A 24,329-nucleotide genomic window follows, 5' to 3' on the forward strand; every position below is an offset into this window, starting at 1 on the left:
ATAATTGTAGTTAAGGCCGTGACCGCTTCATTAAGGTTACGGCCTTTTCATTCTAATTCAGTCCATTCTGACTGTGGATCAGATTCAGGATCAGCCTCGATAATAGCATCCGGATCCGATTCTTCAGACTCGGACTCAGGGTCAAGCTCCGGATCAAGAATCGGTTCTTCTTTTTTACCGTGAACCGCTTCATACATTCTTCGCTCACCGTCCGCTAACAGCCATTCCATTAATGGCATCTGTCTGCGATATTGCTTGCGCCACTTCTCAGCCGGCGTGGAAGAATAAGCAGCTTGGCATAAGAAAAACAAGCTCACCTTGGCAATAGCGATGGGAAGAATTTTTAATTCCTCCTCTGTCAGGTTTGCGTAGCCTTTAATAAAAATTTCATCAAAGGTCTTGGCGTAATCCGGCAGCAATATATAAATCGCCCACAGCGCATACGCAATGTCGTGAACACGTTTTCCCTGCTGAATAAAGTCAAAATCCATTACACAATACACTTCATCGGATTTATACAGCTGATTCCAAAAATGCCAATCCCCATGTATAATCCCAGTTGGTAAATCATCCTGGGACTCCTCCCAGGTTTCCAATAGGTGTTCGGCCAGCTTCTCCACTCTTTTAAGCTCATGCTTTGGAATGCCCTCTATATTCTTCAATAGATCGATGGTATTCATAAAGTAATGGCGTGAGCGATAGAAAGACCAGTCAGGCTCAGGCCCTGGTCTCGTGTTTTGCAGCGATTGGTGAAAAACGCTAAGGGTACGAGCACTTGCTCTGACTTGATTATGCCGACATTGAAAAGCATCTGCTCTTACAAAGGGCGTTACCTGCAGCAGCTTATCCTTGTAGTTAATAAAAGGATCCCCGCTTGATGTAAGAATCGGATTTAAAACCGGTACCCCATGTTCGCTCAGCGTTGCAAATACTTTTTGAGTATAATGCAAGTGCTCCTCCGTATTGGACCGATTCAAGATTCTAACTACAAATTCACCTCGACTCGTTTCCACCTTAATATTGATATTGTAGGATCCCCCTAATTTACGCCCTATCCCTTTAAGCTTCCCTATCGGGAACCATTCGGACAAATATTTGATCGCAAATAAAACGTCATTCGATAAATGCCCGGAGGTTCCCATAACGATCGCTCCTTGTCACGATATGATCTATCCATGTTGTGTACATATCAGGGTCCAGCTCTTTGATATGCCGCAGGAATGGAGCCAGCAAACTCATTTTCGACAATCCTTTGAGCATAACTTTTGGAATATCATACTCCCTGTTGTAGGAATTGACCAAATCGATAATTTTGCCGGACTGCCCCTGCTGAATATAAATGTGAAATAATGCAGCATCAATTCTTGTAAAGCCCAAGCGCTGCATTTCATAAATAATGTGTAAAATTTGCTCAGAATCGCTTCTTGTAATGGTTCCTCTTTTGGATAGTAATTTTTTTAACGGCTCCCCATGAATGAACTCAATAATCAAATAATTAGGCCCATTCTCATAAAGTTTAGGTATAATCGGGGATCCTTCGGCAAGGCGATATGAATTGTATTCCATTTGAGCATGTTTTTCATTGTTATAAAATTTAATGCATCGGTCAGATGAAAGCTTATAAACCGACCCTTGTTTTCCCCGCCCTATTAGAACCGCGCCGGGAGGCAGCTGATTAATATCCAAGCTTCTCACCTCATAATCAACATTATTTAAACTCCACATTTATACACATTATTCGTGAAACGGAAAAAGAATATGGGATTATGACGGATTTAAATTGCTTTTGACTAAAATCCACTATTGTACATATCATCCATTCACCTAATGACATATGCTTAGAACTAGATGCAAACCAAACCTGCTTAATGGAGGTGATTCCATGCTAAAGAAAAAACGGGGAGCACAATCCTTACTGCCGAAGAAGAAGAAACAAACCGCAGTCATGCTAAATAAAATCCACGTTCCTAGCCCTGCAACCCTGGAACCCCCTATCCTTTCGAAGCTTTCAGTACCCATGCGTATCTTAATGGTGATCGATCAGTTAAACATAGGTGGAACCGAAACCTATACTCTTTCTATAACAAGAGAACTCATAAAAAAAGGAGCTATTGTAGTTATTGCTTGTAAAAAAGGGAAGCTGCTAGAGCATTTTCTAGGATTAGGATGCCCTTTCTACGAAATTGATTTTGTCCTGGATAATTATGAGCTTGATCATGAAAACCATATTAAAAATTTGCAGCTGCTTAAATCCGTCATTCTATCTGAGCGAATCGACCTTGTGCACGGACATCAAATCCCTTCGGGCAGCCTGGCTCGGACAGCCGCTGATCAAATGAACATTCCTTATGTATTTACGGTTCATGGCGCTTACTATGATAAAGAATTTTTAGATAGCGCTCAAAAAAACTCAACGATTACTTGTGTAAGTCCTTCCATCAGAAGACTGTTGAAATCGAAGGGGATCGACTCCAAAGTAATTGCCAATGGGATCGATACACATGAATATCATGCGTACGGCTCGACTTATCTGGATCATTTCAGAGACAGACTAGGCATTCCTCACTTCGCGACTATTATCTTGTACGCAGGTCGATTATCTTGGGAAAAAGGGGAGATTGGCGAGGAAATCATTCATACCATTGATGCCATGCGGAATAATGGTTACCCCAATTTGCACCTCATTATTGCAGGGGGAGGGAACAAGCAGGAAGATATTATTAAGCTTGCTACAACTAAACAGCAGCCCGGGTTCGAAACGTACATTCATTATGTCGGAGAGGTAATGAACATGGGTGCCTACTATTCACTAAGCGATTGTGTAATTGGCACAGGGAGAGTCGCACTCGAGGCTATGTCATGTGAGCGGCCGTTAATTGCTTCTGGAAGCAGAGGGCTTCTTGGGATCGTCAAGCCGGAAAATTATGAAAAAGCATGGGATTGCTGGTTTGGGGATCATGATAGTGACAAAAAATTATCGAGAGCCTTGTTAACAGCCCACTTGAGGAAAATTATTAATATGGAGCCCAAAGCCAAGTCACATTTAGTGCAATCCGCCAAAAAATTCGTCAATGACAGGTTTCAAATCTCACAAATGGTAGAGCAGCTTATCGATATTTATCGACAGTCTATTCAGTTGGGTATGGAAGATGAGCACAAGCGCATTGCACAGCAGAAGTAATCTTTTATTAAACCATGTTATGGAGTGATGGTGGTGGATAATTATCAAATCGTTCCGTGGATCGATCATATTTTATCTCCGGAAATAGTTCATGAGCAATATGTCCCGCCTGAATTGGAGATATTGGCCAGACAGGTGATGGAGCTTTACGATATGCAGGTCAATGAAATGATTCTCATTACATCGAAGCCTGACAAAGGCGGGGCTATTTGGAAAATCGGTACTAATAAAGGAAACCGCAGTATTAAGGTCCTGCACCGTCGTCCGCAAAGGAGCCTCTTTAGTATCGGAGCTCAGGAATATATGGCTGGTATAGGAGCACGGGTCCCATCGTTCATTCCAACCAAGGATGGCAATAACTATGTTGAAGCCGGTGGAAAGATGTGGATCGTAACCGAATGGATAGAGCCGCTGCTGCCTGTATCCAAGATTGACCTGGAAGGCGCTGCTTCACTTTGCTACGGACTGGGAGAGTTCCACAAAAACTCCAAGGGCTACGTTCCTCCATTTGGTTCGGAGGTATCGTCCCGGCTGTACAGCTGGCCCAAATACTATGAGAAAATCATTGCCAAAATCAGCTGGTTTCGAGATATCGCCAAAGCTTATGCCGACTCTCCGGCCAGTGCAAGCTTACTTGCTGTTGTTGATGATTTTGACAGGCAGGCTCATGAAATATTGGAGCGCTTTAAGCAATCCCCCTACTCCAAAATGCTAACCAAGGGTGAAGCTCATTGGGGACTCGCCCACCAGGATTACGGTTGGTCCAATGGCCAAATGGGTCCGGGCGGTATTTGGGTTATAGATTTGGATGGAGTATCCTATGACCTGCCCATTCGCGATTTACGCAAACTGATGACCAGTACGATGGATGACATGGGAACTTGGGACATCACCTGGATTCGCGGTATGATCGATGCCTATCATCAAGCCAACCCAATAGATCAGGAAACGTTCGAAATTTTATGGTTAGATATGGCTTTCCCTAATGAGTTTTATAAGCATGTTAAAGAAATTGTGTTTGAGCCGACTCCATTCCTTCAAACTGAACTCGAAGCGATCCTGCAAAGGGTTATGGCAACAGAAACGAGTAAATGGCAGGTTTTAACCGAGCTCGAAAACGATAAATCGAAGTATCCGGTTGGAGATTACACGATGGAGGAAAGCGAAACCTTATACAACTTTGATCGTCCAGACCGCTCTCTTCTATTGCCTCCACAAAAAGACTTTTGGGAGACGCCATTTGCTGTGAATGACCCGTTCTCTGTTCAGCCTGATCTTGTATCGGCAGATGAGGAAACTCCTTTTAACCAGCAGCCCGATCTTGTACCGACCAATGAGGATACTCCATTAAGCCAGCAGCCTGATCTTGTACCAGCCAATGAGGACACTCCATTCAGCCAGCAGCCTGATCTTGTTCCGGCCAATGAGAATATACCTTTCACCCAGCAGCCTGATCCCGTATCTGCCAATGAGAATATACCTTTCACCCAGCAGCCTGATCTCGTATCTGCCAAGGAGGGTACTCCTTTCACCGTCCAGCCCGATCTAGTCTCTGCATATAAGGATACTCATACTCCTCTCATACAGCAGCCTGATCTTGTTCCGGCATTTGAAGAAATTGCACCCCAATTTTCAGAAGGAAGAACGGTAGTACAATTGCCTGTCTATTCGGAGGCTTCTGTAAATATCCCAACTGTTCCAGTAATTGAGATGCCACAGCAAGCGGCTGTTAACCAAGATCCTGTACCCGCTGCCTTAATCCACATACCAGCTCCTGCACCTAACAGCTTCACGCTTCGAATACCCAAACGAAAAACCAAGAACAGTAAAAAAACAGGCAAAACCAAGAAAAAATTCCGCAAAAGAGTTCTCAAAACCAAACCAGGTTCCCGTGTCAAACTAGTGCGGAAGCTAAAGAAACCGCTTTTGAAGAAATCAGTAAAACCGTTACTAAAATCAAAAAAGAACATTTCAAAGCGCATAAAGGGAAAAGGCAACAAGAACATCTCACATCCATTGAAAAGGCAGAATAACCCCAGACCAAAGACTGCTTAGGAAAGATAGGTGTTAATTCGTGAATATTTTGATGATTTGTACGGAAAAGCTGCCAGTCCCAAATATTAGAGGCGGGGCCATCCAAACCTATATCTGCGGAGTGGCTTCTCTCTTAAGCAAGCATCACAGAATAACAATTCTCGGCCGAACGGATCCCGATTTGCCGTTGGAGGAAATTGTCGACGGTATTCGCTATATTCGTATTGATTCTGCCGGATTATTGGATGTTTATTCCAGAGGCGTGATCGAATTCCTTGAAAACACTCGGGAGCAATATCATGTCATTCATATCTTTAATCGCCCTAAGCTGGTCCTTCCTGTCCGCAAGTATGCTCCTAACTCCAGAATTATATTAAGTATGCACAACGATATGTTTAATCCTGCCAAGCTTCGCAGAGATGAAGGTAATGCGGTTGTGGCGCAAACCGAACGCATTATTACAATAAGTAATTATATAGGCAGCGCTCTACTTGATTACTTCCCCCAAGCCAGCCCCAAATTAAGAACTATTTATTCTGGGGTAGATTTGGCTCGTTTTGCCCCTTGGGTGGAGTCTTCAAGCGCATTAAAAGCCAGAGAAAGCATACGAGCCGAATATAACCTATCGAACAAGAAAATAATTCTGTTTGTCGGCAGGCTTTCACGTAATAAAGGACCCCATGTGCTGGTGCGGGCGATGTCCGAATTACAGCATCAGGATGCTGTACTTGTCGTAGTAGGCGGCGCCTGGTTCAGCGATAACACCGTAAGCGATTATGTTGCATACGTTCGGGCGCTGGCTGAGCGTGCCCCCTTACCGGTCATCACTACCGGGTATGTGCAAGCTCATGATGTGCACCGTTGGTTTTGTGCAGGGGATATATTTGTGTGCACCTCTATTTGGCAGGAGCCATTGGCTCGGGTTCATTATGAGGCCATGGCAGCCGGGCTACCTTTTCTCACAACAGCAAGAGGAGGCAATCCGGAAATTGTAAGAAATAATAATGGAATCTTAATTTCCGATCCGGAAAACCCTACGGAATATGCACGAAATCTGAACACTTTGCTGTCAGACATGAAGCAAGCACAACAGATGGGAATCAATGGCCGACGTTTAGCCGAGCAGCATTTTACCTGGGATCGGGTGGCCAGCGATATACTATCCGTGTGGGAAGAAGGATAACCCGCTATTCACTAAATCGAATTATGCTTGTACCCTCAGAAAAAAACGCTGAAATCATATCAAGAATAATTTAACCCGGTAAATGTACCGGGTTATTCATTATTCATTTTAGGTAACACAGCTGAATAAGGTGAGGCATTATGTTTACGATAAGACGGGACTTGTCTGTTGCTTCAGAAACATCTTACTAGTTGTCTTCGTCTTCGTCCTCGCCACCATCTTCGTCCTCTTCGCCGTCTTCGTCTTCGTCCTCTTCGCCGTCTTCGTCCTCTTCGCCATCTACGTCCTCGTCGCCGTCTTCGTCCTCTTCGCCGTCTTCGTCCTCGTCACCGTCTTCGTCCTCGTCACCGTCTTCATCCTCTTCGCCGTCTTCGTCCTCGTCACCGTCTTCGTCCTCTTCGCCGTCTTCGTCCTCGTCACCGTCTTCGTCCTCTTCGCCGTCTTCGTCCTCGTCACCGTCTTCGTCCTCTTCGCCGTCTTCGTCCTCTTCTTCATCTAATTCATATTCTGATTTGGAACCATCGGCATGCTCCAGCTCAATTTCCTCAACCTGATCCCAATCTACATCTTTAAGCATGCTTTTGATTGCCTCTTCTCTGGAATCCTCGTCCAAAGAATAATCCATCTTATCACCATTAAGGTACTCAACTTGAACCTCTACAATCTCATGATTACTTTCCAGCATTTCTTTTAACTTGTCTAAATTCAACAAAAAAACCAATCCCTTCGGTTTAAGTTTAGAACCTTTTCAGGTTTCCATCCATACTATGAATTTCCCCAACATCATGCTATAGGCCGTTGATAGAGTAGATAAGCGGATATATGAATTTTCATGAAAAAAAGCATATATATAGCGGATTATTTTCCCTATTAGCAGATAATCGCCCTTACACTTAAAAAATTTCATCATAAATTAATAATGTCTTCATATAGACAAGGAGGTAAAAACTTATGAAGGGATTAATTCTCTGTGCTGGCAAGGGCACAAGGCTCCAACCCTTTTCCAATCACAAACCTAAAGTGCTGCTTCCCGTAGCGAATAAACCCATTATTTACTACTGTATCGAAATGCTTGTTGAATTGGAGATTTACGAGATTGGCATTGTAATACGTCCGGATCATTCGGCTGTATTTATGGAAGAAGTTGGTTTAGGAGAGCGTTGGGGGGCACAAATCACCTATATCTATCAAAACGTATCCTTAGGTATTGCCGATGCGGTAAGACATGCTGAAACCTATCTGAATAATCATTCATTCGTCCTGCTGCTGGGAGATAACTTAATAACACAATCTCTGGAGGGGCTATGCCACTCTATTCTTATGGATAACCATGATGCAGCTATTCTACTGGGAAAAGTATCGAATCCCCGTGATTTTGGTATTGCAGAGGTCCACGAAAATCAGATTATAGGGTTGGAAGAAAAACCTGCCGTACCCAAATCTAATCTTGCTATTCTTGGCGCTTATGCCTTTAACCCATCTATATTCGAAGCTATTCACTCGATTTCTCCTTCAGCCAGAGGTGAATATGAAATTACCGACGCCATTCAATGGATGATTCATAAAGGATATGCTGTTGTCTATCAAGTTACGGAAAAAAACTACTCGGATGTCGGTACTATGGAACGTTGGCTTGAAGCCAATCGTTGGATGCTGCAGCTCCTGAACGATGCTGGGCAGCTTAACATCGAGAATCGGCATAAGGGCTGCACCTTCATCTCTCCAGTATTAATTGACACTGATAGTGAATTAATAGATTGTGTCATAGGCCCCTATGTGACCATCGGCCCCCATACAAGACTGGAGAACTGTACGATTGAAAATAGTATTTTACTCGATGGATCCCAACTCACACATAGTTTGGAAACTATATCAAATGCGATTATAAGCCCACAGTCCATTTTCGTTCAAAACACTGGGGGGTCTCACAGATGAACATTCTAATCATGGGTACAGGATATGTCGGCGTAACTACGGGGCTGGTATTTGCGGAGCTTGGGTGGAATGTAACCGGACTTGATCCAGATCAAAAAAAGACACAATCGTTATCTCAAGGCGAGCTTACCTTCTATGAGCCGGGGTTAAATACGTTATTGCGGGAGCATCTCCAATCAGGCAGAATCCGCTTCACCTCCGAACCTGAGATGGCTGTACGCGACAGCAACATAATCTTTCTTTGTGTCGGCACTCCTTCGGATAGAGACGGAAATGCGGATCTTCAGTTTATTCGCCAAGCTTCAGAAAGCATTGGCCGGTATATGCAAGAATATAAGGTAATTGCTATCAAAAGCACAGTTCCCATAGGAACTAATCATAAATTATCGCAGTGGATCACAAACGCTCAAACAGTCCCCGTTCCGTTCGATGTCGTTTCCAATCCGGAATTTCTTCGGGAAGGCTCTGCCTTGCATGACGCGCTTCATCCTGACAGAATTATCATTGGCTGCGAAAGTGATCATGCGATTGATGTAATGAAAACCTTATATGAGAAAATACAATCTCCCTTTTTCGTTACAAAGCCGAAAACCGCGGAGATGATCAAATATGCATCAAATGCATTTCTTGCAACAAAAATTTCGTATGTCAATGAATTATCAAGGTTATGCGAAAACATCGAAGTGAATATTTCAGATGTTGCTGAAGGGATGGGAATGGACCATCGGATAGGCCCCCATTTCTTAAGAGCCGGCATTGGGTACGGGGGGTCTTGTTTTCCAAAAGACATTAATGCGATGCTCTATATGGCTAAACAGTATGGGGCCGAGCTGAGTATTCTTGAAAAGGTTATCCACGTCAATCAGACCCAATATTCACATTATTTGAAGATTTGGGAGCAGAAATTAGGCACCTTTCGGGATAAAAAGATTGCCATTCTTGGCATTTCGTTCAAGCCGGATACGGATGATTTAAGGGAAGCTCCCTCCATATCTATCATTGAGCACTTGCTCGAAAGCGGCGCTGCGATCAGAGTCCACGATCCTGCTGCCAAGCTGCCCCCCGACCTGCTGTCTGAACAATTGCTGCAGGTAGATCTTTTGGAAGAAGCACTAGAGCAGTGTGACGCCATTATACTATGCTCGGAATGGGAGCATTACAAGAAGGCAGACTGGACCCGACTCAAAGCTTTAATGAACCAGCATTTCGTTTTTGACGGAAGGAACGTTCTGGATGGCAACCAGATGACGATTCTTGGCTATCACTACTATGGTATCGGGAGGCATCTTCATTGAATATACTAGTAACAGGCGCATCAGGGTTTATCGGTTCGCATCTTTGTGAACGACTGCTTCAGGATGAAAATAATAACGTCATAGGATTGGATGCTTACATCAAATCCTCTACACCTGTGAAGGCAAGAAAATACAATCTATCTCGTATCCTCCAACATCCCAGGTTTACTTTTATTAAACAAGATCTGTTGAAAATCAACTGGGAGAATCTACTTCCAAATATCGATGTCGTCTATCATTTGGCAGGGATACCTGGGGTGCGGTCGAGCTGGGGAAAAGATTTTAAAACTTACATTAGGAATAATATCGAAGCTACTCAGCATTTGCTTGAAGGCTGCCGCCAATTCCCTGTCAAAAAATTCATCTACGCATCGACTTCATCGGTTTATGGTGAAAAAACAGGTCAAGTAAGCGAATCAGCTTCTACAGAACCTCTTTCCCCCTATGGGGTCAGCAAATTAACAGGTGAACAGCTATGCAAGGTCTATGCTCATAACGATAACATTCCCGTTGTCATCTTAAGATTTTTTACCGTATACGGACCAAGACAGCGTCCAGATATGGCCTTTCATCGATTTATTAATCACATTCTGCAAAATAAACCCATTACCATTTACGGGGACGGCAATCAAACTCGTGACTTTACTTACGTAGAGGACTGCGTTACAGCCGTTGCTGCAGCTGCCACAGCCGAAGGGATAATTGGTGAAACGATTAATATTGGCGGCAAAGAACGTGCTTCAGTCTTAGAGTGCATATCCATCATCGAGGAGATATTCGGTACAAAAGCGGATCGTCAATATATGGGCAAAGCCTATGGTGAGCCCCGTCATACGTGGGCAGATATCAGTAAGGCACAGTCGCTGCTGGGCTACGAGCCCAAAATAGATTTACGTCAAGGACTTAAGGCTGAAATCATGGATATATGCAATAATCCTTCTCTATAGGTGATCTAACCTTTTAATTACGAAATGATTATGCTCTGATAGATTTGATTCGCAAATCTATACAGAGAGGGTGTCTCAGCAAGGTCAAATACAACCTGCTGGACACCCTCTACATTCATGTTCGTGAGAAGCACTGCCGCTGCAGCCTTTCTCCCTTGTACTCTCCTAAATCGGTGCATGAGCACCCTTTTTATCCGGTTGAACCAATACTTTCTTTTCCCATGCTCGACTTTTCCATCGATATAACAGAATTAATCCCCGTGCCCATTCATCAAGAATGAACACTGCCCATATCCCGACAAGTCCATACGCGAAATGGATCCCCATGAGATAGGTTAACGGAATACACATTCCCCATATGACAAAAATACCCGTAAAGACGATAAAACGCGCATCTCCTGACGCCCGAAGGGCTTCTCCAATAACAATATTCAAGCATCTGCCAGGCTCCAACATAAACCCCATTGTAAGCAGAGCCGCTCCTAATGCAATAATCTTAGGATCGCTTGTAAACAGGCTGAGCAGCTTCTCTCTAAAAAAGACAATCAGCGTGACACATCCCATCGAAAGCAGCAAGCTCAGCCCCAAGCTTCTGAACAATTGCCGATATGCCGCCTCTTTCTCCCCTGCACCGACAAGACGCCCGATAATGATTTGTGTCCCCCTGCCCAAGGAGATGGAAAGCACCATAATGAAATACATAATATTCTGGGTGTAAATACGGGTTGAGAGCATCTCCGCTCCAAGCGATGTAATATAATAAGTCGTCACAATTTGGCTGGCAGCGTAAGATAATTGGTTGCCAGCTGTAGGAACGCCGATTCCCAGTATCTTTTTCATATGTTCGACTTTACATTTCACCAGGTCCTTCAAGCCCAAATTCAATTTGACCACCTTATGTAATATGAACACATATACAATAAGCCCCAGACATTGGCTAATCGCAGCAGAAATCGCAACACCTGGAACCCCCAGCTTAGGAAATCCCCATGGTCCGAAAATGAATAAATAATTACCCGCCAGGTTAAGAAGATTCATTCCAATGCTTACCAGCATGGTGTACCTGGTGTAACCATGAACCTGAGTAATCGCTGAAATCGTCAAATTTACGGCTTGAATAAATAAGACTCCACCTACTATAGACAAATACATTTGGGCCTGGGCAAGCAAATCAAGCTCCAACCCGAACATTCCAAGCAATGGCCTGCTGAACACTACCATAATAGCGCTAATCATGAGCCCGAAAAGAAAGTTAAGCGTTATCGCACCAGCCGCAAACCTTCGAACATCATCCGGCTTATTCGCGCCCAAATACTGTGAAATAACGATTGCAGAACCCGCAGATATTACTTGCAGCAGCAAAAATGTGAACATAATCAATTGGTTGGAAACACCTACAGCGGCTACCGCTGCATCCGATACATGGCTGACCATGAACGTATCCGCTGTTCTCATCGACATTTGCAAAGAGGATTCGATAAATAATGGCCAAGTTATGGCAAATAATCCGAGCTTCTTTATCTGTGTCATTTAGAGGCCTCGCCTACTTGGAACATACAACCCACATCGTTCTAACATACAGCTCCCCCAATGAATGCGCATTCATTTCCATTTTCATGGTACTAATCACCCCTATTGTATTCCGAAAAATGCATCCGGTCAATCCGCACTAACCTTAAAGTAACTATGCCTAAATCCAGAAACTGACCTCCGTTTAGTAACCATATTGCTGTTCACGGAATAAACTAGTGGTAAGAGTACATCAAAAAATGCAGAATCCAGCGAGCTGCCTGAAGCTGGAGGAATTAATATAGAACCTAACAATAAATACTATGATGAGGCTTTGGGGTGATTCTAATGGCTGTCATACGTGTTCCCCTAGATCAGTCGACGATCCAGTCGGGCGTAAACGCTGCGCAGCCAGGTGATGTTGTACTGGTTCATAGAGGGATATATAAAGAAGTCGTACATGTTACAAGCAGTTCTATTCGAATCGTTGCAGATGACAAGTACGAAGCTGTTCTGGAAGGCAACAGCTTGCTCTCTAATGGCTTTATTCTGGATAATACCTCGGACGTGGAGATATGTGGATTTAAAATTAAAAACTACATTCAAACCGGGATTTTTGTGCATGCTGGCGGCTGCCATCGCCTCTTGGAAAATTCATGTGAAATGAACGGACTGCATGGGATTGGACTTAACTCAACTAACAATTTCATATGGAAAAATAAGATAACAACCAATACCTTTGGGGGTATATCCGTTTACGGAAGTAATAATTGGATCGTCGATAATGGAATAAGTGCGAATGGCTTCGATGGTGTGACTATCTACAATGGCTCACATAATGCAATGATGAATAATGTAACATTTAGTCATATCAACGGCTCAGGGTTCTACATATTAGGGCCAAACACGCTTCTGTACGAAAATGAACTGAAAAACAACCGATGGGGCATTGTCATTCACCCTACGGCAATCGTCAACTCCCCCATTGCCGATAACAATGAAGCCACTTACAACAAATTAAAAGACATCGTTATATTAAGTGATTCGGATAACCCTGTAACTAGCCATGAAGAAACAACAGCCCCGATGAGCTCAACTAATAAGTATGTACAATTTATTAACTATGTCAACGACCAGTTGGCAAAGATTCAGCAAAGTCTTGACCTAGTACCGGATCAACAATCTCCTTCACAAGAAATGAGCCTAATGATCTTTAGACTTTACCTGGACAAACTGCAGCGACCTCTATAAGCTTTGGAATCAAAAGTGACTATGTCCCAATTCAATTTCGGGGCATAGTCGCCTTTTTTTCCACGTTATTGTTATCATTTTTAGATATTCAGGGCAGCACTACTACTTTTTCCTTACATGAGGAGCAAAACTTGGCATATTGAATACAAGCTTCTAATGAATCATTCAGCTCCATCGGCCACCATCTGATGGCCCCTAGAGGCGCCTGCGATGCGAAGATCTCAACCTCCGCAGGAATGCGGCCAACTACTACTACTTCTACCTCATTGAAATTGGTTTCTGCACCCCTTTGAAGCGTCTTAAATAATTGCGAGTGCTCAACCGTCGGACTCGAATAGGGAATAGGAAACAGAATCGAAACCTTAGATACCTTTTCATCAATAATATGCGCGGTTTTCCTAGCAGGGTTATCTACCGCTGTCTCCCATACCCGATTGTATGGTAAATCTTCGAGCAAACCGAGCTCCTTCACTCTTGCGGAAATTCTCTGACCATAAAACTGGTTTAGTTCTTTTACGAGAATCTGAATCTGTCCATTCCTTTGAAACGTAGAGTTATCTCCATTTTCATTCCGATATTGGATATAAAGCAAATCCGGAATCTCTACATACTTTGTGCAAAGAAACGTCCGAACGAGCATATCATAATCGTCTGCAACCAAGAGCTCTTCGCGGTGGCCTCCAATCAAATGGTAACAATCCCTCGTCCACGCACGGGGATGATTCGGTAAACCGACCAAATGTCGAATGGTACTGCTGTTAATAGCCGTATTCTTCAACACATTTTGCCATCGGCTCATTTCATGAACCCACACCCGGTAATACACACCGTATCCAAATCCGCAATCCCAACCATACCAGTGAGCAGCGTTGCTCCCTACATACACCTCTGTAAAATCCCCATAAGCAAACCCGCATTCAGGATGTTGCTGAAAAGCATCCACGATCTTCTGAAGGCAGTCAGGAGTTAGCTCATCATCATGATCCACTTCTACTACAATTTCTCCTGTACACAAGCCGGCTGCATACCGTTTGGTTGCCCCGATGTAGCCATTACGGGAATCCTGACGATACCTTCTTACACGCGGATCTTCTAAAGGAAGCAGATCCTGGTTGTATGTTTCATCCTCATCTCCAGAATCATCTACAATAACCCATTCCCAATTCGAGTAGGTCTGATTCAATAATGAACGATACGGGCGCTGAATTTTATCTTTGGATTTGTAGCTCGCTGTGAACACGGATACTAAGGGAAAATCGGATGAAAAACGGTTCGGAAGGATTGGTTTATTTTCGGGGAGAGGATCAGTCCGTTTGAGCCAACAGTAGTATAAGCCGGACGGTTTAATTTCTTCTGGGGAACCGTAATGCAACCACCTTTGTCTCTCGTGAATAGGTAAGGCATTCAGTGTTGTGAATTGTTTCCAATCCGTTCCTAATGAAACATAGACTCGCGGATCTTTAGGATTTATATGCATCAGAGCCTCATTAGGTCCATACAGCCTCACAGTAATGCCGCTTTCAGTCAGTAACGTAACCCTTTCTTCTAATCCATCCCGTGAAATTTCCTCTGAAACGAATAGATGAGCTGTCAAAAGCGGAGTATGATTCGATGCCATGGCCAACCCCCTTTACTATTATCCATTACTTCATCCTCATTACATTTTGAACATCGGTATATATATATGTGGAATATAGTGGAAAACATTACTCCCTACAAGCTCTAAGTCACGAGTGTTCATTTACAAGGAATATCCACATATTTTTTATTAGCCGGAGTCTATTGCCTAAACGGTATCCATATATATTTTAGGTAAAGTGAGAAGCTATCCATGCATCAGAAACGATTCGCCCATATAAAACCTAGGATCAATGCTGATATTATAGAGGCTCAACCTCAAAACCAGTACTTGACCCTCCCCCTACCATTAGTCCTCACAAAATCCTGCAAAAACGCAGTTATTTTCCTACTGGAATTGCTGTAGAGAGAACAAACCTGCAAAAGTACAGCAATTTTCATGGAAAACGCTCCAGTTCAGCTAAGAATGAAAAAATAACTGCACATTTGCATGAATTCAATAAGACTTCGGATATACCGGCCAAAGGCTGTATAAATGCAGTTTTTTGGGAGCAGGCAATGGCTTCGAGTCGAATCAATTATAGAAAGGAGCAATTAATGTGGAACTCCCATTAGTTAGTGTAGTCATACCTGCGTATAACCGCCCGAATACTCTTCAAATAGCTATCGACAGCGTGTTAGAGCAAACCTACCCCCAAATCGAAATCATTATTTGCGATGATAGCACGGACGATCGTGTGCACGAGATGATAATCCCTTATTTACAATCATTTCCTCAGATCCAATATCATAAAAACGAACGGAATTTATTTCTTGAAAATTGGCATAAGTGTTTTGATCTGGCGGCTGGAGAGTATATTAATTACTTGATGGATGATGACGTTTTTCATAAAGAAAAAATCGCCAAAATGATCTATTTTTTTAATGAATTCGAAAATATTACACTTGTCACTTCTTATCGGCAAACCATCGATGAATCCGGACAGTTGCTCCCTCCGATTTATGCCACTGCCAAGCTCTATGATGAAACAAGAATTATGGACGGAAAGCTGCTGGGAGACGTTGCCTTAACCCGTTGTCTCAATGTCATCGGCGAACCGACAACCGTCTTATTTAGAAAAAAAGATCTTACCGAGCTATATGGAGTATACAAAGGGAAACAGTATTCTCTTATCAATGATATGGCTGCCTGGCTGCTGCTGCTATCCAAAGGAAAAGCTGTATATATTCCAGAAGCGCTTAGTTATTTTCGAAGACATCCAAATCAAAATAACAATACGTTAGGTCTAAAAGCGTATAGCGAATGGTTAGATATTATAATCGCTTCTCGTGATGGCGGATTTCTTGACACGAACGATTTATTCAAAATGGCTCTGCACTCTTATCTTGAACGTGTAAGTGGTTATGAGCAATTTGCAGAAGATATCAAGCGGATTGAAACTATATTAGCTTCCTTGGATTAAATTCACAATGCTCATGTGTTTTATAGGTGAATAAAAAATGGGGCAAACCCATCAGGCCATAGACCTGAGGGAGAGCCCCATTTTTTTGTTATGCCGAACAGGTACAACCTCTAACAATGTGAATGCTGGAATTGACAGAGATAACCATTAACGTTTAATTTATTGCTACACCTGCACTTGCATAGCCTGCAATCGTATTAACTAGCGATAATCCTGAAGCTGTAGCTGAAAATACCATTAAGTGCCGATCTTGAGGATTCACAGCTATATTCAAACCAGTTGTTATGCCGCTGCTGATTGCCCCTATTGCAATTAAGCCTGTAAGCGGAGGAGCTAATGTAACAACAGCCCCTGGGATTGGACTAAAAGTGTTGTCAGGCGTTGTAGAATGATATAATTGTGCAGTAATTGTTAATGTTGAACCAGTAAGAGACAACGCTGCAGTAACACTAAAATATGCAGCAATCGAAGTAATTATCCCACTGCGTGGCATGGAATATGAGAAGTCGAGAAGTGTGCCGCCGGCTCCTGTCAGATCAATTGTTCCCCCTCCAAGAATGGATACACCGGTAACTGAGTTTCCAAAGCCGACGAGACTCGTAGTACCAACTAATCCCCCCAAAACAGTGGTGAGTGCCGTAGGAAGCCCTGACGCGAATGGGATTATTGCACCAGATCCTGCAACGCCTTGTGCTCCAGTTGTGCCTTGCGGGCCTTGACTACCTTGTGTTCCTGTAGCCCCTTGCGTCCCGGTTGCCCCTTGTGCTCCGGTTGCTCCTTGTGGGCCTGCTGCTCCTTGCGCCCCGGTTACTCCTTGTGCTCCTGTTGCTCCTTGGGCTCCTGTATCTCCTTGTGGGCCTTGAACTCCTTGCGCTCCTGTAAGTCCTTGCGGACCCTGAGTTCCTTGTGGACCAGTTGCTCCTTGTGGGCCTGCTGCTCCTTGCACTCCCGTTGCTCCTTGCGCTCCGGTTGCTCCTTGTGCTCCTGTATCTCCTTGGGGGCCTTGGGTTCCTTGTGGACCAGCAGCTCCTTGCGCTCCTGCTCCTTGCGCTCCTGTTGCTCCTTGCGGGCCTTGCGTTCCTTGTGGACCAGTAGCTCCTTGTACTCCTGCTCCTTGTGCACCTGTTGCTCCTTGCGGGCCTTGAGTTCCCTGAGGACCTGCTGCTCCTTGTGCACCCGTATCACCTTGCGGGCCTACTGCTCCTTGTGCACCTGTAACTCCTTGTGGGCCTTGAGTTCCTTGTGAACCTGCTGCTCCTTGCGCTCCCGTTGCTCCTTGTGCTCCTGTATCTCCTTGGGGGCCTTGGGTTCCTTGTGGACCAGCAGCTCCTTGCGCTCCTGCTCCTTGCGCTCCCGTTGCTCCTTGTGCTCCTGTATCTCCTTGGGGGCCTTGGGTTCCTTGTGGACCAGCAGCTCCTTGCGCTCCTGCTCCTTGTGCTCCTGTTGCTCCTTGTGGTCCTTGAGTTCCTTGTGGACCAGCAGCTCCTTGTGTTCCTGTATCACCTTGCGGGCCTACTGCTCCTTGCGCTCCGGTTGCTCCTTGCGGGCCTTGCGTTCCTTGCGGACCTGCTGCTCCTTGCGCTCCAGCTCCTTGGGCTCCTGTTGCTCCTTGTGGACCTTGCGTTCCCTGAGGACCTGCTGCTCCTTGTATTCCTGTTTCACCTTGCGGACCTACTGATCCTTGGGCTCCTGTAAATCCTTGTGGGCCTTGAGTTCCTTGTGGACCAGCAGCCCCTTGTGCTCCTGCTCCTTGCGCTCCTGTTGCTCCTTGCGGACCTTGAGTTCCTTGTGGACCAGTAGCTCCTTGCACACCTGCACCTTGTGCTCCTGTTGCTCCTTGTGGACCTTGAGTTCCCTGAGGACCTGGTGTTCCTTGTGTTCCTGTTACTCCTTGTGGGCCTTGAGTTCCTTGCGTACCTGCTGCTCCTTGTGCTCCATTAGCTCCTTGCGGGCCTTGTGGTCCTTGTGTTCCTTGTGGGCCACCTTGCGGACCTATTGGTCCTTGAGTTCCTTGTGCTCCTGTTACTCCTTGCGGTCCTTGAGTTCCTTGTGTTCCTGTAGCTCCTTGAGCTCCTGTTACTCCTTGCGGTCCTTGTGTTCCTTGTGCTCCTGTTACTCCTTGTGCTCCATTCGCTCCTTGCGGGCCTTGAGTTCCTTGCGGACCTATTGGTCCTTGAGTTCCTTGTGCTCCATTCGCTCCTTGCGGGCCTTGGGTTCCTTGCGGACCTTGTGAACCCTGCGGACCTTGCGGGCCTTGTGCGCCCTGGTCTGCGCCATCCGTTTTAATTTCGATCTCTGTTCCGTTATACATTTCTATTTCAACTTTTCTTACTTGAGTCCAATCGATCGTAGAAAAGAAGCTTGCAAGTGCTGCCTCTCTCTCAACCTCGCCCCAACTTTTTTTGAATTTCAACTCAAACTCTTCACCATTAAAATATTTCACTTCAATTTCTTTCATATCCTCCATATCTAGAGACTCTATGACTGCTATAACCTTCTGATATATACTCAAGAAACTTGCCACCTCCTATACATAATTGAAAAACTTAGTTCTCGTCATCTTCATCCGCTCCAGTTTTCTAACAATCACCATGCGGCAGCTTAATTTTGACTTCTACACCGTCTGCATACTTGAATTTTATCTCGGCTATGTGATCAAAGCCTAATTTCTTCAACCACTTAATAAGCGCTTTTTCATCATGATCGCCTTTATACGTGATTTCGTCTCCGTTTCTGAGTTTAACTTCAATTTTAACAGGATCCATGTCTAACAGAGCTTCTAATAGATCTTTTATAGTCTCCAAAATATTTCACCCCTTCCATGTTAAAATTGAAACATCTTGGTTTCACTACGTATTATATGAATATTTAAGAGGCATGCTTGGGCGAATGAGAGAAGACAAATGCTCATAATAGTAAAAAAATGGTATTTATTTCAGTATATTTACATGACTACAACGAAATGCATCAAGCAAAAGAAAGAATCTATCGCCATTGTTTGCATAGAAAATTCTCTTCCGTTATATAGCTCGATTCCCCAACTTCATAGAGTTACGCCCTTCCTCATGCAGCAAGCACCTCCCTATCTAGGAATGAAGTTGAAAGAAACAGCCTCACTTTGCAGTATATGATTACAATAATTGGATGCTTGGACGAATGAGAGAGAGCAGCAGCCCGAAAATAGCAAAAACGAAAAGCAATATTTAGTTGAAGCCTCAGCATAATCGGTATACAATATACTAAAAAGCTAAGATAGGGGTATTTAACTATGACGAAAGAAACTCTATTTTTACAATTGGATCTTGTAAGAGAACGTACGCTTCAGCAGCTAGATTTGACCTCAGAAGAAACTGCCGACGTAATGCCTCCGGGATATAGAAACACACTGCGTTGGAATTTGGGGCATATTTTAACGGTTCAGGAAAATTTGGTGTTTAAACTTTGCGGTGAACCGTTTAGCTTACCGGATGAATACCCCGGCCTCTTTAACAATGGAACGAAGCCTGCAGATTGGCAGACAGAACCCCCTACTCTTGAATTAATCAAGCAGCAGCTTACAGAGCAAGTGGAGAGAATTAAGGACAAACTCTCGTTGCGTTTGGACGAAAAGCTTCCTCAACCTTTTAAAGGTATTGATACCGTAGGAGGAATGATAGGATTCAGTCTTTACCATGAAGGTGTTCATACAGGTTATATGATGAGTCTGCGCAAATCGATACAGCCCTCTTAGTTTCGTAATCAAGCGGCAGAACTGTTAGTTAAAAAACACGAACAAACGCCAGCAATTCGTAAGCCTACGAATGCTGGCGTTTTAATTGGGCGACTTTTCATTTAATAAGATTTATAAATATCTCCAGTTCATTAGCTACAGCAAACAAGCTGGCCCTGTTCTCAAATTCGTTTCTGTTCTCGGGCATAGGCAGCTGTTTATGATATTCTCTAATACTTTGCAGGCTTTCATGAAAATACTGTATTTGGTTCACAGTCCGCAAGTGTGCGCTTAATTCCAATACAAAATCTCCAATCCGAACCCCCTGCTCCAACTGAACGGTAATACGGGATACATAGGGCAGCATCCGCTCCAACACCTCGTACTGCTGACGCTTCTTCTCAAAGTAATCGTAATAGGATCCGTCCTTCTGATGCAGGCTGTTTTCCCAATCCAATAATGCCAACGATTTCGCATGGTTCAAGGCTGCAGCGAGCTGTAACAGCTCCTTTCCATCCCACAATGTGTATCCATCCTTTAAATAAGCGGCAATCTCATTCAAAATAGCACCGATTAGTCCGTCCACTTCTTCCTTGCTCTCATTTAACTTTTTATCAGTACTAGGCATGTAAGCATTAATAAGTAGTGCTACTCCTAAGCCAATTAATACAATTAGAAACTCATTCAGAAAAAAAGAAATATTTACCTGCTTATTCATATATACATGCATCACGATAACGGAGCTGCTTGCAATCCCCTCTTGAATCCGCAATCGCACACATAGGGGGATAAATAGAAGAAGGAGAATTAAAAAGGTATAAGGCCAATAGCCGATTAGAGAAATACCAGGCTCGAGAAAAACATTCCCAGCATACAAGCGCAAAATCGGCTAATTGCCGCTTGAAGTGATTGCTTGCGTGATTTCTGGATACATAGCAGAGTAAGAATGCCCGCCGATGTAAAATATTCCAGCTGTATAAATTGTGCGAGCAAAATGGCAATACTGACTCCAATAGCTGTTTTAATAGTTCGAAAGCCGATCTTCATGGATGCCACCCTCTGACGTTGGAATACTTATGTTGTGGCTTCATTTTACATTATCCCTCACTTATATGTAAACATAGTTCACATATATATAACAATTGCCCGCAATCCATCCGTTTAACAGGTACAATTCTGTTCAAATTGAATGACAAGTTTTAAATTCAAGGATACAATGTTCTATAGAATGGAGGAGTAGAATGAGTTACAAGGATATTACAATGGGCATGATAAGAACTGGTATACTTGGATTTGGCGGAGGTCCCTCTGTGATTCCCTTAATCCGTTATGAAGCTGTGACTCGGTACAAATGGATTGAAGACGATGAGTTCGGAGAAATATTGGCCATTGCCAATGCCCTCCCTGGACCCATCGCAACCAAAATGGCTGCATACCTTGGGTACAAGCAGCACGGCTGGCTTGGTGCAATTTGGTCCGTTTGCGCTCACATTTTACCAACCAGCCTAGCTATTGTAGCTTTGCTTGGCGTTCTTTACACTTTTAGCAGCTCCAAATATGTAGCGGGTATGATCTATGCTGTCAGACCGGTTATTGTTGTTATGCTTGGAATGATGGCTTATGAATTTATGTCCAAAGCCTGGAAGGGGCTTGGCAAAGGCTTTGCAATAGCATTCGCTCTAATTGCCGTACTGTTGCTTTCAGTGCTTGATATCCATCCTGGACTCGTGATAGCCGTATTTTTAGCTTACGGAGCCTTCCATTTAAAGTGGTTTCAGCGTAAGGCTGCACCGGACAAGGGGGGCTCGCGATGATGGAATGGCTAACCCTGTTTTGGGGATTTTTTGTAGCTAATGTGCTGGGATATGGAGGTGGCCCTGCATCAATCCCGTTAATGCAGGAGGAAATTGTAAATCATTACGGTTGGATCTCCAATGAACAATTTGCAGATTTATTAGCGGTAGCTAATGCGCTTCCCGGGCCGATTGCGACGAAGCTTGCAGCTTTTGTAGGCTACCAGCAGCTCGGATGGGTCGGCTTTCTTATCGCAACTATCGCTACGGTTGTTCCTTCGGCAGTAGCATTAATTGTTCTGCTTAACATTCTGAACCGCTATCGGCAATCTCTTATAGTTAAAGGCATGACGCTGTTAGTACAGCCTGTCATAGCGGTGATGATGATCATTTTAACTTGGCAAATGTCTGAGGTTTCCATTCAGGGCATCGGCTTCTGGCATTCACTTGCCATAGCGGCGCTGGCCTTCTGGGCTATGACCAAAGGAAAAATCCACCCTGCCCTCATTATTGTTGTCGCTTTTCTTTATGGTGGATTGGTTATATCGCATATCATTTAATGGGAGGTCAAGCATGAAAAAGCTGATTTTTTTCGTGGGTCCCGCGGGAGCCGGGAAGACAACCATCGCGAAAGCATTGGCTCGCAAGCGGCGCATAGCTTTTTTGGATATGGACACGTTATTACGGCCCTCTGCAGAGGTTATTATGAGAGTTTCGGGGAATGATCCGAACGATCGGGATTCACTTGTTTACAAAACGCATTGCCGGGATTTGGGCTACCGTGTCACTATGGACGCTGCGTTAGAAAACGTGGAGCTTGGAATAGATGTTATAGTCGTTGGACCCTTCACCAAAGAGATAGGAAACCCTTTGTGGGTTGAGCAAGAGCTCGAGCGGATCGGTGCTACAAGGCATGATGTCGATGTTAAAGCAATATTCGTGTCACTACCCGACAAGGAGCTTTACCGCCAACGCATCGAGCAAAGAGGCCTAGAGATGGATGAATGGAAGCTGGCGAACTGGAGCGAGTTCAGTCATAGCCTCATGCAGCGGCAAATTAAATGGCCCCTTCCCGCTTCTTCGATACATTATTTGGATAATTCAGGACCGCTTACCGAGAACAAAATTTCTCTTGTCGAACAGTTTGTTTATGGAGACGGCCATGATGTTTAAAACCAAAAAAGCGTTTATACCTGCGGTCTTTGCCGTCAGATATAAGCGCTTTTCATTTTTATTGTTGTTTCAGCTATAGGATGAAGCATATGAAATAATTAACATAAATTGGAACTATAAAAACGGTAATAATAACACACACAATAGTAAAATTTTAAACCTTGAATAAAGCTTGAAACCTTATATAGTGAAATCAGCATGTTTAAAATGCTCGTTTCACGCCATATTGATTTCTTATCCCCAGGAGGTAATAATTTGAGCCGCAAAAATATTTTACTGGTAAGCACAGCTGCAATAATCTTGCTGATCATTCTCTGCACGGCCAAGCTATACGCTAACAACGTAAATAATAATGATTTTGTCTTTACTATTGATGGAGTACCTGTTGCAGAAGAAGAATTTTACATTTTTTACCAAAATAATAAAGCGATGACGGCAAACTATTTTAAAACAAAATATAATATCGATTACAATGCAGCTTTCTGGACAAGCACCTACAATGGCGAAAATCCCTCCGATTACGCTAAACAGAAGGCCATAGACGACTTGAAAAAATATAAAATCGAACAGCTTATCATGAAAGAACACCAAATAATCAAAGATCTTAGTTTCGGTCATTTCACAGAAGATTTAGAAGCTGAAAATAAAGAAAGACGCCATAAATTGGAAAATAAAGAGCCCATATATGGACTAACGCAATTTACTAAGCTGCAATACTACTCTTATTTGCATTCCAATCGTTACGCCAATTTGATTAATTCCTTAATGGATAGTCCTGCCTACAGTTTAAACGATTCTGTGTATCGGGAATATTACGAAAAGCAAAAGCAATTTTATAGTAAAGGTTTTAAGCTTGAAGGCCAATTGATCACAACAGCTAATGTCGCCTACCAAACAATCTTTAATTCGGTTAAAGATGGGAAACAGGATTCTAGTAACAGTGTTGTGATAGAGAGCATGGCATTGGACTTGCAAGAAATATCCAAAGAAGATCTGATTAAAAGAAGCCTCTACGAATTAGCGCTTAAGCTGAATGAAAACGAGTTTAGTGAAATTTTCCCCTATAATAACATGAATGCCATCTTTAAACTCACAAAAAAACAATCACTAGGCTATAAGGGCTTTGAGGATGTGAAATCAGACGTAAAAAAGCTTTACATTAATGATAAAATACAACAACAAATTGCAGACCGTCTTAAGACGGCAAAAGTGATAATTAATCAGCCGGCCTATGATAAGCTTATGTTGAAATAGCCTGAACCATTTTCCATCTCATCC

The 24,329-nt window shown here is 43.6% G+C and carries 21 protein-coding genes and 1 pseudogene; 13 read left to right on the forward strand and 9 right to left on the reverse strand.

Features of this window, described 5'->3' with window-relative positions:
- Nucleotides 1-47 precede the first annotated feature (47 nt).
- Nucleotides 48-1,142 carry a phosphotransferase gene (locus NV381_RS16970; protein WP_258214481.1) on the reverse strand — a complete coding sequence of 365 codons (1,095 nt, stop codon included), beginning with the start codon at nt 1,140-1,142 and terminating at the stop codon, nt 48-50.
- On the reverse strand, nt 1,114-1,686 hold the full coding sequence (locus tag NV381_RS16975) for a serine/threonine protein kinase (protein WP_258214482.1): 573 nt from the start codon (nt 1,684-1,686) through the stop codon (nt 1,114-1,116). The genes NV381_RS16970 and NV381_RS16975 overlap by 29 nt, the downstream gene beginning before the upstream one ends.
- A gap of 196 nt (nt 1,687-1,882) precedes the next feature.
- On the opposite strand from NV381_RS16975, the gene NV381_RS16980 reads away from it, so the two are divergent.
- The 3 genes from NV381_RS16980 to NV381_RS16990 are packed head-to-tail and all read left to right on the forward strand — an operon-like array spanning nt 1,883 to nt 6,398.
- On the forward strand, nt 1,883-3,181 hold the full coding sequence (locus tag NV381_RS16980; RefSeq protein WP_258214483.1) for a glycosyltransferase: 1,299 nt from the start codon (nt 1,883-1,885) through the stop codon (nt 3,179-3,181).
- Between the two features lie 33 nt (nt 3,182-3,214).
- Entirely contained in the window at nt 3,215-5,236 is a 2,022-nt protein-coding gene (locus tag NV381_RS16985; RefSeq protein ID WP_258214484.1) for a CotS family spore coat protein, read from the forward strand.
- A 19-nt stretch (nt 5,237-5,255) separates the two neighbouring features.
- Nucleotides 5,256-6,398 carry a glycosyltransferase family 4 protein gene (locus tag NV381_RS16990; RefSeq protein ID WP_258214485.1) on the forward strand — a complete coding sequence of 381 codons (1,143 nt, stop codon included), beginning with the start codon at nt 5,256-5,258 and terminating at the stop codon, nt 6,396-6,398.
- A gap of 187 nt (nt 6,399-6,585) precedes the next feature.
- On the opposite strand, the gene NV381_RS16995 is transcribed toward NV381_RS16990, so the two are convergent.
- A complete protein-coding gene (locus NV381_RS16995) occupies nt 6,586-7,107 on the reverse strand; it encodes a hypothetical protein (RefSeq protein ID WP_258214486.1) in 522 nt (173 codons plus the stop codon).
- Nucleotides 7,108-7,349: 242 nt separating this feature from the next.
- On the opposite strand from NV381_RS16995, the gene NV381_RS17000 reads away from it, so the two are divergent.
- From NV381_RS17000 to NV381_RS17010, 3 genes are read left to right on the forward strand one after another with little or no spacing between them, the layout of a single operon-like run.
- Entirely contained in the window at nt 7,350-8,333 is a 984-nt protein-coding gene (locus NV381_RS17000) for a sugar phosphate nucleotidyltransferase (protein ID WP_258214487.1), read from the forward strand.
- On the forward strand, nt 8,330-9,628 hold the full coding sequence (locus tag NV381_RS17005; RefSeq protein ID WP_258214488.1) for a UDP-glucose dehydrogenase family protein: 1,299 nt from the start codon (nt 8,330-8,332) through the stop codon (nt 9,626-9,628). Before NV381_RS17000 ends, NV381_RS17005 begins: the two co-directional genes overlap by 4 nt.
- Nucleotides 9,625-10,575, forward strand: a complete 951-nt coding sequence (locus NV381_RS17010; protein WP_258214489.1) for an NAD-dependent epimerase/dehydratase family protein — start codon at nt 9,625-9,627, stop codon at nt 10,573-10,575. The genes NV381_RS17005 and NV381_RS17010 overlap by 4 nt, the downstream gene beginning before the upstream one ends.
- A 165-nt stretch (nt 10,576-10,740) precedes the next feature.
- Here NV381_RS17010 and NV381_RS17015 read toward each other — a convergent pair whose 3' ends face one another.
- Nucleotides 10,741-12,105, reverse strand: coding sequence for an MATE family efflux transporter (locus NV381_RS17015; RefSeq protein WP_258214490.1), 1,365 nt, complete (start codon nt 12,103-12,105; stop codon nt 10,741-10,743).
- A gap of 327 nt (nt 12,106-12,432) precedes the next feature.
- On the opposite strand from NV381_RS17015, the gene NV381_RS17020 reads away from it, so the two are divergent.
- A complete protein-coding gene (locus tag NV381_RS17020; RefSeq protein ID WP_258214491.1) occupies nt 12,433-13,335 on the forward strand; it encodes a right-handed parallel beta-helix repeat-containing protein in 903 nt (300 codons plus the stop codon).
- 88 nt (nt 13,336-13,423) lie between these two features.
- On the opposite strand, the gene NV381_RS17025 is transcribed toward NV381_RS17020, so the two are convergent.
- Entirely contained in the window at nt 13,424-14,953 is a 1,530-nt protein-coding gene (locus NV381_RS17025; RefSeq protein ID WP_258214492.1) for a glycosyltransferase, read from the reverse strand.
- 559 nt (nt 14,954-15,512) lie between these two features.
- Between NV381_RS17025 and NV381_RS17030 the strand changes: the two genes are divergently transcribed.
- A complete protein-coding gene (locus tag NV381_RS17030) occupies nt 15,513-16,376 on the forward strand; it encodes a glycosyltransferase family 2 protein (RefSeq protein ID WP_258214493.1) in 864 nt (287 codons plus the stop codon).
- A 154-nt stretch (nt 16,377-16,530) separates the two neighbouring features.
- On the opposite strand, the gene NV381_RS17035 is transcribed toward NV381_RS17030, so the two are convergent.
- Together NV381_RS17035 and NV381_RS17040 are read right to left on the reverse strand one after the other, a co-directional pair.
- Entirely contained in the window at nt 16,531-18,888 is a 2,358-nt protein-coding gene (locus tag NV381_RS17035; protein WP_258214494.1) for an exosporium glycoprotein BclB-related protein, read from the reverse strand.
- Nucleotides 18,889-18,955: 67 nt separating this feature from the next.
- Nucleotides 18,956-19,141, reverse strand: a complete 186-nt coding sequence (locus NV381_RS17040) for a hypothetical protein (protein ID WP_258214495.1) — start codon at nt 19,139-19,141, stop codon at nt 18,956-18,958.
- 503 nt (nt 19,142-19,644) lie between these two features.
- On the opposite strand from NV381_RS17040, the gene NV381_RS17045 reads away from it, so the two are divergent.
- Nucleotides 19,645-20,106 carry a DinB family protein gene (locus NV381_RS17045; RefSeq protein ID WP_258214496.1) on the forward strand — a complete coding sequence of 154 codons (462 nt, stop codon included), beginning with the start codon at nt 19,645-19,647 and terminating at the stop codon, nt 20,104-20,106.
- Nucleotides 20,107-20,203: 97 nt separating this feature from the next.
- Here the strand turns inward: NV381_RS17045 and NV381_RS17050 are convergent, their stop codons facing one another.
- Nucleotides 20,204-20,713: a hypothetical protein gene (locus NV381_RS17050; protein ID WP_258214650.1), complete on the reverse strand. Its 510-nt coding sequence runs from the start codon at nt 20,711-20,713 to the stop codon at nt 20,204-20,206.
- A gap of 57 nt (nt 20,714-20,770) precedes the next feature.
- Nucleotides 20,771-21,132: pseudogene (locus NV381_RS17055) on the reverse strand (aromatic acid exporter family protein); the annotation flags it as partial.
- A 194-nt stretch (nt 21,133-21,326) separates the two neighbouring features.
- On the opposite strand from NV381_RS17055, the gene NV381_RS17060 reads away from it, so the two are divergent.
- From NV381_RS17060 to NV381_RS17075, 4 genes are all read left to right on the forward strand, one after another.
- The gene (locus NV381_RS17060) at nt 21,327-21,899 is read left to right on the forward strand and encodes a chromate transporter (protein WP_258214497.1); all 573 of its coding nucleotides are present in this window, start codon (nt 21,327-21,329) and stop codon (nt 21,897-21,899) included.
- Nucleotides 21,899-22,438 (forward strand): chromate transporter, encoded by a 540-nt coding sequence (locus NV381_RS17065; protein WP_258214651.1) that lies wholly within the window; start codon nt 21,899-21,901, stop codon nt 22,436-22,438. The genes NV381_RS17060 and NV381_RS17065 overlap by 1 nt, the downstream gene beginning before the upstream one ends.
- 13 nt (nt 22,439-22,451) lie before the next feature.
- Nucleotides 22,452-23,051, forward strand: a complete 600-nt coding sequence (locus NV381_RS17070) for an AAA family ATPase (RefSeq protein ID WP_258214498.1) — start codon at nt 22,452-22,454, stop codon at nt 23,049-23,051.
- A 255-nt stretch (nt 23,052-23,306) separates the two neighbouring features.
- Nucleotides 23,307-24,305 (forward strand): hypothetical protein, encoded by a 999-nt coding sequence (locus NV381_RS17075; RefSeq protein ID WP_258214499.1) that lies wholly within the window; start codon nt 23,307-23,309, stop codon nt 24,303-24,305.
- Nucleotides 24,306-24,329: the final 24 nt, after the last annotated feature.

It is taken from the genome of Paenibacillus radicis (ex Xue et al. 2023) (assembly GCF_024722015.1).
Lineage (GTDB): Bacteria > Bacillota > Bacilli > Paenibacillales > NBRC-103111 > Paenibacillus_S.